This is a genomic window from Clostridium sp. AM27-28, assembly GCF_003480955.1.
Lineage (GTDB): Bacteria > Bacillota > Clostridia > Lachnospirales > Lachnospiraceae > Otoolea > Otoolea fessa.
Genome location: NZ_QUJT01000007.1, coordinates 18,213 through 31,246, shown reverse-complemented (window position 1 = coordinate 31,246; position 13,034 = coordinate 18,213). Strand labels below are relative to the sequence as shown.

The following is a 13,034-nucleotide window of genomic DNA, read 5'->3' as shown; positions in this document are numbered from 1 at the left end:
AGAATCAGCGCACGGAACTTCTGGGCTGACTGATCAGCAGCTCCACCGCCAGCCGGTCGCCCATCCGCCCGGTCTTGACTGCCTCCTCGGCATCCACGCAGGTCTGCACATAGGAAATGAGCTGTTCTTTCGTAAATGCCGCCGCCTGGCTGCTGAGCTTTCCGGCTACGAACGGAGGTACTTTCAATTTCGAGGCAACCGTCCCCCGGTCTGCGCCGGACGCCTGCAATTCTCGCACCAGCAAAAGCTGGTTAAACTGTCTGGCAATCAGGAACAGGATCCGCATCGGCGGCTCCCTGAGTGTCAGCAGGTCTTCGTACAGATCCATCGCCCGCTTCGTCTTTCCCGCCGTGATCGCCGCTACCATGTCGAAGATCTTGTTCGTGATCTGCACGGTCGTGATGACTTTCACATCCTCTGCCGTCACTACCTCACTGCCCATCGTGTAGGAAATGAGTTTTTCCAGCTCCATCCGGATGTTTTCCATATCATCGCCGACGCGCTCCAAAAAGAGATTCATCGTGGACGGCGTGATCTTCCGCCCATTCTGCGCCAGGATCGTCGCCGCCCATCTGGCGAGCTGCGCGCTGTCCTGCCGCTTCATCTCCGCAATGTGACCCAGATCCTTGACCTTTTTGTAGAGTTTGTTTCTCTTATCGACCGCCTCCTCCACAAATACGATGCAGGTCGTGTCCGGCATCATCGGCAGATACTCCGCCAGCGCCTCCGAAGAAGTCTTGAAAAATCCGCTGTCCTCGATCAGAATCAGACGCCGCTCGCTGAAAAATGGCATCGTGTCCGCCAGACTGATCAGCTCGTTCACATCCAGCCCTTTTCCCTCGAAATAATTGTAGTTCATCGTATCATCGCCCGAGATCGCCGCCCGCAGCTTCTTTTTATAACTCTGCTTCAAAAACGCCTCTTCGCCGTATAGCAGATAAACCGGCTTAAATGTGCCATTTTTGATGTCTTCATTGATCGTCTGCATTAACTCCGTCCCCGCCTCCTGGTTCTATTCGATAAAAACAGATCCATTTTTTCGAATGACTGTCCATCCGGTTACTTTCCTGTCTATTTTTTCACTTCCTACTATTATAAACATTTTTCTAAAATGTTGTCTACTGTAAACCCATAAAAAGAATAAAACAGCAGCTCCTTTTGTTGCTTGAAATTTTTCCTTGGTTCACTTTCAGTCAAAACCTACATTACCATCCCTAGCAAAAGATAGACCGCATACGCTACAATCCACGCAATCACGCACTGCGCCACCACGACAAAGCAAGCCCATTTTCCGCCCAGTTCGCGTCTGACCGATGAAATCGCTGCCACGCACGGCGTATAGAGCAGGCAGAAAACCAGCAGACTGACCGCTGAAAGAGGGGTCAGAATGTCACGCAGGCTCTGAGTCGTCCCGAACAGAACCGACAGCGTTGATACAACACTCTCTTTTGCCATAAATCCGGTCAGAAGTGCCGTGCAGACACGCCAGTCGCCTAATCCCATCGGCGCAAACAGTGGTGCAATCACACCAGAAATAACCGCCAAAAGACTCTGCTGGGAATTGGACACAACATTCAGGTGCAGATCAAATGTCTGAAGGAACCAGATTAAAATCGTCGCCACAAAAATAACTGTGAATGCTTTCTGCAGGAAATCCCTTGCCTTTTCCCAGAGAAGCTGGGCGACATTGCGCGCCCCCGGCATCCGGTAGTTCGGAAGCTCCATGACGAACGGAACGGCTTCACCCTTAAATAAAGTTGTTTTAAGAAGCATTGCCATCAAAATTCCCATCAGGATTCCCAACAGATAAAGTGCAATCATAACAATCGCCCCATGATGCGGGAAAAAGACAGCGGTAAAAAACGCATAAATCGAAATCTTGGCGGAACAGCTCATAAACGGAGTCAACAGGATCGTCATTTTTCGATCCCGCTCCGAAGAAAGCGTCCGGCTTGCCATGACTCCTGGTACCGTGCAGCCAAAGCCAATCAGCATCGGCACGATGCTCCGTCCGGAAAGACCGATCTTTCGAAGCAGTTTATCCATCACAAACGCCACACGTGCCATATAACCGCTGTCCTCTAAAAGCGACAGGAAGAAAAACAGCGTCACAATGATCGGCAGAAAGCTCAAAACACTTCCGACACCATTGCACACACCATCGATCATCAGGGAATGGAGCACCGGATTGATACCTGCCGCTGTCAGCGCTGCGTCTGCCCGCTCTGTCAGCCATCCAATCACCAGTTCCAGACCATCTGAAAGGACCGCGCCAATCACATTAAATGTCAGCCAGAATACCAGACCCATGATTGCAATAAATGCCGGAATCGCCGTGTAGGTTCCAGTAAGAAGACGGTCAATCTTCACACTTCGCTGGTGTTCCCGGCTTTCCCTCGGTTTGACGACTGTCTGCCTGCAGACTTTTTCGATAAAACCAAACCGCATATCCGCAATCGCAGCTGCCCGATCCAGCCCGCGTTCCTTCTCCATCTGGCAGATAATATGTTCCAGCGTCTCTTTTTCATTCGTGTCCAGATTCAGACGCGCCTCAATCTCCTCATCGCCTTCTGCCAGCTTCGATGCAGCAAAGCGCACCGGAATACCCGCATTCTGCGCGTGATCTTCGATCAGATGCATAATACCATGCAGGCAGCGGTGCACCGCGCCACCGTGATAATCCGCATCACAGAAATCCTGCCGTCCCGGTTTCTCCTGAAAATGCGTTACATGAAGCGCATGATCGATCAGCTCTCCGATTCCTTCATTCTTTGCCGCTGAGATCGGGATAACCGGAATCCCCAGTTCTTCCTCCAGTTCGTTGACACGGACAGAACCGCCGTTCTGGCGCACCTCGTCCATCATATTAAGCGCCAGAACCATCGGAATATCCAGTTCCAGAAGCTGCATGGTCAGATACAGGTTGCGCTCAATGTTTGTCGCATCCACGATATTGATGATTCCCTTCGGGTGCTCCTGCAAAATAAACTGACGCGTCACCAGCTCCTCATTCGAATATGGCGATAAGGAATAGATTCCTGGCAGGTCGGTCACTTTCGTATTTTCATGTCCGCGGATCGTGCCATCCTTCCGGTCCACCGTCACACCCGGGAAATTCCCCACATGCTGATTGGATCCGGTCAGCTGGTTAAAAAGCGTCGTTTTGCCACAGTTCTGATTACCTGCCAGGGCAAACGTCAGAACGGTGCCATCCGGCAATGGGTGTTCCTCCGCCTTTGTATGGTATTTTCCACCTTCTCCGAGTCCAGGGTGATCGATCGCGCGCGCCATCGGAATCCCATGTTCCTTTTTGTCCGCTGCTTCGGTTCCTGCCTCGCGTACATTCTCAATCTCTATCTTCTCTGCATCCGCCAGGCGCAACGTCAGTTCATAGCTATGAATCCGCACCTCAACCGGATCGCCCATCGGCGCATATTTTACCATCGTAACCGATGCAGTCGGAATCAATCCCATATCCAGAAAATGATGCCGCAGTGCACCTTCTCCGCCAACTGTCCGAACGGTTGCAGTTTTTCCTATTGGTAAATCCTTTAATGTCATTCTCTGCCTCCATCTCTCTTCATTAGTCAAACTCATTGTATGTCATCAGACTTCTACATCCGCCTGATTTTGAAGCAAAGCATAGAGAGAAAAATACTATTGAAACTTTTTCTCAATTATGTTTCCAGATAAGTCTATTGTACTTTAGGGAATTTGTCAATCGTTGGAATCTTTAAGAATCTACCAATCAGAAAAAAAATAGAAAAGATAAAAGAAAAACAGCAAGGATGAATCATCCTCACTGTCTCAAAATAGCTGGGCTACAAGGATTCGAACCTTGAAAATGACGGAGTCAGAGTCCGTTGCCTTACCATTTGGCGATAGCCCAATCTTTTATTTCATAGCTGTCTCAGCCACATTTATTATTATATCATAAATTTTTGTTTCGTCAAGTATTTTTTTCAAACACTTATGTTTTTTTGAACAATTATAATTATTTACCAGTTCGAAACATTTTACAGTCTCGTAATGCCCCGGATATTTTTCCGTCACGAGGCTTCCTGCAAATAATTCTAATGATTCTTAAAATTCCTGCTGCCCGAATCCAACTTCTGGTAACTCCAGACATATCATGGTTCAGGCAGCAGGAATCATATATCCTCATACACTCCGCTTTAATTAGCTGACTCCGCATCTGTCTTCGTTTCTTTTTCCGTCGGCTTTGTCTCCATCTGACTGTACTCTGTCTCCGAGTGCGTGCTCTCTTTTACTACTTCTGTCAGTGTCTCCGGCGCGCGGGATGTCTCGGACGGCTTTGTCTCCACTGTCTCATCATCCGCATCGTCGTCACCCTCATCAATCAGATCATCCGCAATATCCGGCGTCTCGAAATAGCCTTTTACCGTACCAAAGGAGCCGCCGTCCCGCACTGCCACTCCGCCGAGCGTAAACGTGCACTCCGTATTGGCTGGAAGCCCTTTGACGTGAATCTCACAGGAGGTTCCGCCTGTGTCCGTGATTCTCGCCGAATAGCTCTGACCGTCCGGATCTACCACCGACACGGTCGGATTTTTCCATTTAACCTTTTCCTTAAAAACGATGTTCAGCGAACCGCTCTCGTAATCTACATAGTCAATCTTCGCTTTCTTGCCTCCCGAATCGACTTCTTCCTCGTCCTCATCTGCTGCGGCGGTTGTCTCCACCGGGCGTACTGCAGTCGATGGCTGTTCTGCCGGCGTCGGTTCATTTTCCGGCTGACCGGTGCTTTCCACGGTCGTCTCCGCTAAGGTTTCTTCCTCGGTCTGCGGCAATGTCACCTCACGAACCAGAGCCGCATCCGTCTCAATGGTGCTGTCCGTCTTCGAATAACCTACCGTATAAGCACGATCCGCGATCTCCCGCGCAATCTCTTCCATCGTCATACCGGCAAATTTTTTCATATCATTTTCGGTCAGGTCGTTATCCCGAATCAGCTCTCGCAGAAAATACGCTTTTCCATAAGAAATATTGTATTTCTCCGCCAGATCCTGAATCTCCCCGGTTACCTTCATCCGCTGGTCATAGACAACCGCCTGTACCGCGTGTTCCTGCAGGGAAGACTCTACATCCCCTACGACATCCTGACGCAAAGATGATGCCTTTTTCTCATTCTCATTGGACACGGTAACCAGAATCGCATTGTCCAGTTCATCCAGATAACCGTTCCGGACCATCGAACCGATCAATGCGTTGACCGCAATATCAAGGTCTACATTTTTCAAATTCATATCATCCAGGATCGTCTCCGCATCCTCATTAAGCGGATTCGCCTGCAATACTTTCTCGTTCCGGTTGACGGAAAGCTCAATACTCGGATTGACATCGATGCCAATCACCGAATCGACACGGTGATTCTGGTAAAATGAAACACCGCCTCCTAACACAGCCACACACAAGCAGGCGGCTGCTGCCATCGCCACGGTCCGCATCCGGCGGTACATCCGTACACGGCGGGATGGTTTTACATAGATCTCCTGTGGCGTCGAGAGATCGATTTTATCGAATACGTTGGGAGTCAGGGCGTCCATCGCCGATCGCAGATGTGACTCAATCTCATCCTGTTCCCACGCTGTTTCAGAGTGATCGGTCAATGTACTCCCTCCTCTCTCAGGTGTTTTTTCAGTTTTTTCATAGCACGGTTGTACTTGGAAAGCACCGTTGCCAGCGGCATCTCCAAATCTGCCGCGATCTCACGATGTTTTAACCCCGCTGATGTCCGCAGAAGTACAATCTGCCGTTCTTCTTCATTTAATATTTTGAGTGCTGCGTGTAATACCATCTTATCCGCAGCATCCTCTATCTGGGGACAGAATTCCCCTGTCTCCATCTCAGAAAGATCCGAAAGCCCGATATCCGCTTCATGCTTCTGGTCACGGAAGCGCATATAGCAAAGATTTCTAGCGATCGTAAACATCCACGCCAGCGGTTTGCCCTGCGACTGATAGCTTCCAGCCGAAGTCCAGACCTTTAAATAAAGCTCCTGCATGACCTCCTCAGAGTCCTGCGGATTCCGCAAAATCGATAGAATAAAACCGTATATAGTTTTATCCGTATTCTGATAAAGCTGCTGAAATGCCGCCTTATCTCCCTCTGCCACTCGCAGAAGCAGCTTTTCATCGCTCATCTTATCATAGGCGACCGGCTCTTCCATGGTCGTTAAAAGCCCCGTCAAAAACATGGACGAAATTTCCTTTCTATATAACTTAATGCAAAGAAACCAGTTCTTATTGCATTTGTTATGAATTTTTTCTGATTTCTGTCCAGCTCCTCACGGCAGCTGGCAAAAATCAATGCAGCTTTATTCATACTCGACCCGTTCCAGAAAAAGCCCCTCCGGCGGCGCCGTAAAACCTGCCAGCGCTCGGTCACAGGAAAAAAGCGCCTCCGCCACTGATTCCGGTGTCCGCTTATGAAGTCCTACCTCGATCAGTGTACCGGTCAGGATTCTTACCATATTATATAGGAAGCCATTGCCACGAAAATGCAGTTCGCACACACTTTCCTGCATGGTCAGCTCAATAGCAGTGAGATTCCGCACCGTCGATTTTTTCATCCGTTTCAACGAACAGAATGCTTTAAAATCGTGCTCACCTGTCAGATACGCAGCCGCCCGCCTCATGGCCGCTATGTCCAGAGGTTCCCCCAGACCGTACACATATCGGCGCTCAAATACATTTTTCTTCGCTGCCGTCTCAATCCGGTAGCAGTAGGTCTTGGAAACGGCATTTAGACGGCTGTGAAAACGCATTCCTGCCTCCTGCGCCGATAAGACAGCGATATCATCTGGAAGATAGCGGTTCAGGTACGCTTTCAACTCCTCCGCGCTCATCCCGGCACAGGACGCCGGAAGATGGAAATTCGCCACCTGTCCCCATGCGTGGACGCCTGCATCTGTCCGTCCGGAACCGTGCACTTCAACCGGCTGACCTGCCATTTTTTCAAGAATCTGTTCTAGTTTTCCCTGTATCGTCTTGTCCGTGTTTCCCTGCTTCTGCCAGCCGTCATAACGGCTTCCGTCATATTGCAGGGTAATTTTTATATTTCGATCCGACATATTTTTTCTCCATGTGTTATCTATCTTCATTCTTTCTTTATTCGCAAATATATCCGCCTCGCTGCCAGATACAGCACCGTTCCAGTCAGTGCTCCCGCCATATCCAGCCATACATCGCTGATCTGCCCGGAACGTCCTTCGGTAAACAGCTGAATCGTCTCATCCAGAAACGGGACCGCAAAAATAGCGATACGATGGATTTCCAGCCATATATGTCCGTCCGGTGTCAGCGCACACATTCTCCCAGTCCCATCTCCCCGATCAACCAAATCCTCTATCCGCATTTTTTCTGAGACAGTCCGGTTCCTGCGCACACAGGCATCACTCTGTCTAAGCAGCATTCCCAGCCCTGTATATTCAATAAAATGAGCACATTTGCGCACAATATGTTCGGTCAGCCATGGTACAGCCACTCCGGACTCTGCTGCCAGCTTCTGCAAAAACCGGAGGATCCGTCCGCTCTCCGCCGATGACTGTACTGCCGGACGCATGGAATTGGAGTAGATAAACAAAATATATAAAATTAAAACAATATGCCAGATCCAGACCGTCACCAGGACTCTCTGTCTTCCCCGGATATTTTTTTCCACATTCATCTATAAATTCCTGTATCCATTCTATCTTCTATTGATTTATATCTTTACTGATTGGATTGTAAAATGCCGCTCTCTGCAATCCGGCGCACCGCCAGCGCAATCGCATCCTCATCCTGCACCAGCGCCATCCGCACATGACCTTCGCCCGACGGTCCAAATGCGCTGCCCGGTGTTACCAGAACACCTGCTTTTTCAAATAAAGCCTTTACAAACTCCAGTGAATCCGTAAATCCTGCCGGGATCGGCGCCCACACAAACATCGTGCCTTCCGGTTTTTCCATCTTCCAGCCGATGGATGCAAGTCCGTCGCACAGACAGTCGCGCCGTCTCTCATATGCCGCCCTCGTCGAAGCCACACAGCTCTGGTCACCGCTGATCGCCGCGATCGCCGCTTTCTGAATCGGCAGGAACATACCATAATCCATGTTGGATTTCAATGTTTTCAGATGACTGACCACTTCCTCATTTCCCACACAGAAGCCGACGCGCGCGCCCGCCAATCCGTACGTTTTTGACAGCGAATTAAACTCCACGCCGACCTCGCGTGCGCCCGGAAAACGCAGGAAACTTCCGCAGGTTCTTCCGTCAAACACAAGCTCACTGTAGGCGTTGTCGTGAAGAACGATAATATCATATTTCTTTGCAAATGCAATCAATTCCTCATAGAAACTGTCTGGAGCCAGCACCGCCGTCGGATTGTTCGGGTAGGAAACAATCATAAATTTCGCTTTCTGAGCGACTTCCTCCGGAATTTCCTTCAAATCAATGATGTAGTGATTTTCCTCGCGCTGCGGCATATAGTAAAGCTCTGCCCCCGCCAAAGACGGACCATCCGCAAACACCGGATAACACGGATCCGGTACCAAAACCACATCGCCCTCGTCCACGATCGAAAGTGCGATGTGCGCCAGTCCCTCCTGGGAACCGAGCAAAGAGCAAATCTCTGTCTCCGGGTTCAGCTCCACTCCATAGCGGCGCGCATACCAGTCGGACACTGCCTCCAAAAGTGCCTGCTGATCCTGAATTGCATACAGGTAATTTTCCGGTACCAGACAGGCTTCGCTGAGCGCCTTTAAAATATGCGGTGCGGGGGCAATATTCGGTGCGCCGATGCTCAGATCGACGATCGTCTCTCCCTCCGCCAGCTTTTTCTTCTTCATCTGTGCCAGCATAGAGAACACACCCTCGCCAAACCGGTCCATTCTATTTGCAAATTTCATCTTGTGTTGTCCTTTCTTGAAAGAAATCTCCGATTTTCTTTCCTTTTCTATTTCTATTTTTATCTCTATGAATCCTCTTTAAAACTCTAATAATTCCCATCCGCCCGATCACTCTGTCAAATGACTTATTCAACCAATTCCACCAAATCATATCGAACTGCCCTCGCTGAATCTTATCAATCCAGCTTTGCATCCTCAGGCTATATAAGTATTAATTATAGTACATGGATATGGGAAAGTAAAGGGAGGATAACAGCTCTCGCCAGCTATTATAACTTTTCAAAAATGTTGTAAAAACAACGGACTTTTCTATGCCGGACGATTATACTTATCATGTACTTAAGAAAACAAAAAAAATCAAAATAGATGTTCTGACATATCTCATCCTTTCATGTATGAAGATCGGTCAGATGCACATGAATAAGAAAGACGAGGAATTTATATGGTACGAAGAATTGTAGAAATTGATCAGAAAAAATGCAACGGCTGCGGTCTCTGCGCTTCCGCCTGTCATGAGGGCGCGATCGGCATGGTGGACGGTAAAGCAACCCTTTTAAAAGATGATTACTGTGACGGTCTGGGCGACTGTCTGCCAGCCTGTCCGACTGGCGCGATCTCCTTTGTCGAGCGCGAGGCGGCAGCTTACGATGAGGCGGCAGTCCAGGTCCACATGGCAGCACGCAAAGCAAAGCAGGTATTAGAGGCAAACGCAGCGGCAAACACATCCGCACGTTCCGAAGCAAAACCGGCGACACCGGCATTTGGCGGATGTCCTGGATCCATGAGCCGTTTCCTGAAACGTCCTGACACAGCTGCTTCCCATGCATCCTCAGCAGCCACATCCACAGGCGGTCCTGGCAGTGCTGCTTCCGCTATCACACATGACAATTTTTCTGAATCCGCTGCTTGTGACCATTCAGAAAACACCCCAATAAGCGCTCTGTCCAACTGGCCGGTTCAGATCAAATTAGCCCCGATCCGCGCCCCGTATTTCGACGGTGCCAAACTTTTGGTCGCTGCCGACTGTACCGCTTACGCATACAGCCGCTTCCATCAGGACTTTATCCATGGTAAAATAACTTTGATCGGATGTCCAAAGCTTGACAGCATCGACTACTCCGAAAAGCTGACCGAAATCATCCGCAGCAACGACATCAAGAGCGTGACCGTTGTCCGCATGGAGGTTCCGTGCTGCGGCGGTATCGAGCACGCCGTGAAAAAAGCCCTGCAGGCAAGCGGAAAATTCATTCCGTGGCAGGTGACGACGATTTCGATTGATGGAAGGATCTTAGATTAACCCTTTTTCTGAGAATCTGCACATTATAAACAACTATAAATCTTTTATTATGGAGGAGGAACACCATGGAATACCCATATATCAAAAACATCACCCATGAAAAAGTTCAGACTTTAACCAGTCTGGTAAATGCCGAAGACGGTCAGATCGTCAGCAAGACACTGGCGCAGAATGAGGCGGTCAGCGTTACCCTGTTCGCATTCGCAAAGGGCGAGGAGATCTCCACCCACGATTCCACCGGCGATGCGATGGTAACGGTTCTGGAAGGCACCGGACGTTTTACCGTTGACGGCGTTGAGCATCTCGTTCATGCCGGTGAAGTGCTCGTCATGCCGGCGAAAAAGCCGCACGCGGTGTTTGCGCCAGAGGCATTTAAGTGGATGCTGACGGTTATTTTCCCATTTTACTAAAAATCTTATCATCCATCCAAAAACAGGCATACCGCAAGATTCTTGAATCCCTTCAAACAAAGACTCTGCGATATGCCCGTTTTTATTTTTACTAATTATCTTAAAACCAATTACTTACTCCACGTACTCATGCGTTTCCACCCACTGCAGCAGCTTTTCAATCGCCGGATTCGGGTTGCTCTGACGCCATGCGATCTCAAAATCAAGTTCTTCCGTACTGCCGTCCGCGCGGAGAAGCGGAACCACCACCAGATTCCGCGCATTCCGATAATGGCGGACGGCATATTCCGGGAGAATCGCCACGCCAAATCCCGCTGACACCTCCAGAAGCACCGTCTGTACCTCCCGTTCACGCGCCACGATATTCGGTATAAAACCGCCCTTATTGTAACAAATCAATACTTCTTCCGCCTCATCGTTGGAACGCCCCTGCGGCTGCATGATGATAAAGTCTTCCCGCGCCAGATCACGGTACATCAGATGGCTCTCTCCCGCCAGCGTATGCCCCGGATAAAGAACCGCCATCATCGGAAACCGTTTGAGGAACCGATGCTTTAAATCCTCGTAATTCTGCGTGTACAGAGACAGATTAAACGCAAGATCGCAGGTTCCATTATCTAACAGCTCATAGAGCGCGCTCATATTTTCCCGCAGCAGATGAATCGAAATATTCGGGTACGCCTCATGAAAACTTCTGAGCGTCTCCGAAAAACGGCTCTGCTCATATCCCCGGATAAATCCGATCGTCAGCTCCCCAGCTACGCCTTCCGCTGCCGTCCGCGCGAGCTTTGCCGCCTCCTCGGCGCGGACCAGAATCGCCCGCGCCTCGTTCAGATATACCTTTCCCGCCGCCGTCAGCTCGACATGGTGCTTGTCCCGCACAAAAAGCGGCACCCCGATCTTCTCCTCCAACGACTGAATCTGCAGCGTCATCGCTGTCTGCGAAATAAAACATTTTTTCGCCGCCCGCGTAAAATTCAGCTGCTCCGCCGCCGCCACAAAATATTCCATTTGTTTTAAATTCATCTCATTTCCCCATTTCTATGATCCTATATGTAATCGCGTCTTTTCGATCGAGCAAAAAAAATGAATCATGCCGCCCAATTTACGGGCTTTCGATCTGGCTTTTCCTGTTTTGTTATAAGTTTCCCTTATTATAATATCTGTTCTTTCTATTGGCAAGTTTTTCATTCATCCTTTATAATTTTTAATAGTCAACAAAAGAAAGTGAGTGAAAGGTATGAAACAATTCAAAAATTTCTACGAAGGCACATACGCCAAGTACATTCTGCCGGGCGTCCTGTTGCAATCGGTTCTGATTGGCGGCGGCTATGCAACCGGACGTGAGATTTATTCTTACGGTGCGAAATTCGGAGCGATGGGCTGGATCTCCGGACTGACGATCGGCATCGGTTTTGCCCTGTTTGCCTTCCTGACCTTTGAGATCTGCCGGATCTACAAGGTTTACGATTATAAAAACTATATCAAGCAGGTCATTGGACCGCTCTGGCCGATGATGGATATTTTAACTGTCCTCATCGCGATTCTGCTGATTGCCGTTATGGCAGCCGCAACTGGAAGTATTTTCGAGCAGGTCGGACTTCCGAATATTCTCGGCTCCGTTGTGATCGTTCTGATTTGCGGACTCTTGAACTTTAAGGGTTCCAAGATGATCGAGAAATTTGAATCGATCGGTACTATTTTACTGTATGGCGGCTATATTCTGTTTACAATTCTGGTACTCGTCAACAAGGGCGGCAACATTTCCCATGTATTCAGCACGATGGACACCAGCACCTACGACGGCTCTGTCACTGTTCCGCTGTGCATTTACACCGGTATTCTGTATGTTGCCTACAACATCAATTCCATCCCGATGGGCATGTTCTCCCTGACACGCCAGACCAAACGGAAAGAAACCTTTATTTCCGGTCTGATCGCCGGTCTTCTGATGGTTATTCCGTGGTTTTTGTCTTACTTTGCGATGATGTGCTTCTACGGTGACACCTCCATCGTCGGCGCGGATGTCACAACCCCGTGGATGGAAATGATCAAGGCAGTCAACGGCGGACCGGCACTGATGGCACTGTTCAGTCTCGTTATGGGCTGGACGCTGGTTGAGACGGCAACTGGCTGCATCCACATGATCATCGACCGTTTCGACGTTGCCATGGAGGAAAAGGGCGCTGCCAAGCTGTCCGATACAAACCGCGGTCTGATTACGGTCATCACGCTGATCGCTGCACTCGTATTATCCCGCGTCGGCGTTGTCACCTTGATCGAGCAGGGCTATTCGTACCTGTCTTACGGATTTATCCTCTTCTACCTGCTGCCGACGCTGCTGGTAGGCGGATATAAGATTATTAAACATAAAGACAAATAAATATGTAATGATAAGAACACATCCGCCTGTGGGAG

Annotated in this window: 11 protein-coding genes and 1 tRNA gene; 3 read left to right on the top strand and 9 right to left on the bottom strand. The window is 49.4% G+C overall.

Going from position 1 to position 13,034, the window contains the following annotated elements:
* Window positions 1–4 precede the first annotated feature (4 nt).
* The 8 genes from holA to DW720_RS08840 form a co-directional block, all read right to left on the bottom strand.
* The gene (holA, locus tag DW720_RS08875) at window positions 5–988 is read right to left on the bottom strand and encodes a DNA polymerase III subunit delta (RefSeq protein ID WP_107001255.1); all 984 of its coding nucleotides are present in this window, start codon (window positions 986–988) and stop codon (window positions 5–7) included.
* Between the two features lie 212 nt (window positions 989–1,200).
* Entirely contained in the window at window positions 1,201–3,561 is a 2,361-nt protein-coding gene (feoB, locus tag DW720_RS08870) for a ferrous iron transport protein B (protein WP_118749551.1), read from the bottom strand.
* Between the two features lie 255 nt (window positions 3,562–3,816).
* Window positions 3,817–3,889, bottom strand: a tRNA-Gln gene (locus DW720_RS08865).
* Between the two features lie 286 nt (window positions 3,890–4,175).
* On the bottom strand, window positions 4,176–5,630 hold the full coding sequence (locus DW720_RS08860) for a hypothetical protein (RefSeq protein ID WP_118742981.1): 1,455 nt from the start codon (window positions 5,628–5,630) through the stop codon (window positions 4,176–4,178).
* Complete coding sequence (locus DW720_RS08855) at window positions 5,627–6,217, bottom strand: sigma-70 family RNA polymerase sigma factor (RefSeq protein ID WP_117795989.1); 591 nt, start codon at window positions 6,215–6,217, stop codon at window positions 5,627–5,629. The genes DW720_RS08860 and DW720_RS08855 overlap by 4 nt, the downstream gene beginning before the upstream one ends.
* 120 nt (window positions 6,218–6,337) lie before the next feature.
* The gene (gene truA / locus DW720_RS08850) at window positions 6,338–7,093 is read right to left on the bottom strand and encodes a tRNA pseudouridine(38-40) synthase TruA (protein WP_118742980.1); all 756 of its coding nucleotides are present in this window, start codon (window positions 7,091–7,093) and stop codon (window positions 6,338–6,340) included.
* Window positions 7,094–7,119: 26 nt separating this feature from the next.
* A complete protein-coding gene (locus DW720_RS08845) occupies window positions 7,120–7,689 on the bottom strand; it encodes a VanZ family protein (RefSeq protein ID WP_118742979.1) in 570 nt (189 codons plus the stop codon).
* Between the two features lie 44 nt (window positions 7,690–7,733).
* Window positions 7,734–8,909, bottom strand: coding sequence for an aminotransferase class I/II-fold pyridoxal phosphate-dependent enzyme (locus tag DW720_RS08840; protein ID WP_118742978.1), 1,176 nt, complete (start codon window positions 8,907–8,909; stop codon window positions 7,734–7,736).
* Window positions 8,910–9,351: 442 nt separating this feature from the next.
* Here DW720_RS08840 and DW720_RS08830 point away from each other — a divergent pair, with 442 nt between their 5' ends.
* Together DW720_RS08830 and DW720_RS08825 are read left to right on the top strand one after the other, a co-directional pair.
* Window positions 9,352–10,206 carry a 4Fe-4S binding protein gene (locus DW720_RS08830; RefSeq protein WP_118742976.1) on the top strand — a complete coding sequence of 285 codons (855 nt, stop codon included), beginning with the start codon at window positions 9,352–9,354 and terminating at the stop codon, window positions 10,204–10,206.
* A gap of 65 nt (window positions 10,207–10,271) precedes the next feature.
* Window positions 10,272–10,616 (top strand): cupin domain-containing protein, encoded by a 345-nt coding sequence (locus DW720_RS08825; protein ID WP_118493210.1) that lies wholly within the window; start codon window positions 10,272–10,274, stop codon window positions 10,614–10,616.
* Window positions 10,617–10,730: 114 nt separating this feature from the next.
* On the opposite strand, the gene DW720_RS08820 is transcribed toward DW720_RS08825, so the two are convergent.
* The gene (locus DW720_RS08820) at window positions 10,731–11,642 is read right to left on the bottom strand and encodes a LysR family transcriptional regulator (protein WP_118742975.1); all 912 of its coding nucleotides are present in this window, start codon (window positions 11,640–11,642) and stop codon (window positions 10,731–10,733) included.
* Window positions 11,643–11,856: 214 nt separating this feature from the next.
* Here DW720_RS08820 and DW720_RS08815 point away from each other — a divergent pair, with 214 nt between their 5' ends.
* Window positions 11,857–12,999 carry a hypothetical protein gene (locus DW720_RS08815; protein ID WP_107001263.1) on the top strand — a complete coding sequence of 381 codons (1,143 nt, stop codon included), beginning with the start codon at window positions 11,857–11,859 and terminating at the stop codon, window positions 12,997–12,999.
* Window positions 13,000–13,034: the final 35 nt, after the last annotated feature.

What these genes read in the sequence shown, in the direction of transcription:
- holA (WP_107001255.1), bottom strand. Translation starts at nt 988, where the DNA reads ATGCAGACGATCAATGAAGACATCAAAAATGGCACATTTAAGCCGGTT.
- feoB (WP_118749551.1), bottom strand. Translation starts at nt 3,561, where the DNA reads ATGACATTAAAGGATTTACCAATAGGAAAAACTGCAACCGTTCGGACA.
- DW720_RS08855 (WP_117795989.1), bottom strand. Translation starts at nt 6,217, where the DNA reads ATGTTTTTGACGGGGCTTTTAACGACCATGGAAGAGCCGGTCGCCTAT.
- truA (WP_118742980.1), bottom strand. Translation starts at nt 7,093, where the DNA reads ATGTCGGATCGAAATATAAAAATTACCCTGCAATATGACGGAAGCCGT.
- DW720_RS08845 (WP_118742979.1), bottom strand. Translation starts at nt 7,689, where the DNA reads ATGAATGTGGAAAAAAATATCCGGGGAAGACAGAGAGTCCTGGTGACG.
- DW720_RS08840 (WP_118742978.1), bottom strand. Translation starts at nt 8,909, where the DNA reads ATGAAATTTGCAAATAGAATGGACCGGTTTGGCGAGGGTGTGTTCTCT.
- DW720_RS08830 (WP_118742976.1), top strand. Translation starts at nt 9,352, where the DNA reads ATGGTACGAAGAATTGTAGAAATTGATCAGAAAAAATGCAACGGCTGC.
- DW720_RS08825 (WP_118493210.1), top strand. Translation starts at nt 10,272, where the DNA reads ATGGAATACCCATATATCAAAAACATCACCCATGAAAAAGTTCAGACT.
- DW720_RS08820 (WP_118742975.1), bottom strand. Translation starts at nt 11,642, where the DNA reads ATGAATTTAAAACAAATGGAATATTTTGTGGCGGCGGCGGAGCAGCTG.
- DW720_RS08815 (WP_107001263.1), top strand. Translation starts at nt 11,857, where the DNA reads ATGAAACAATTCAAAAATTTCTACGAAGGCACATACGCCAAGTACATT.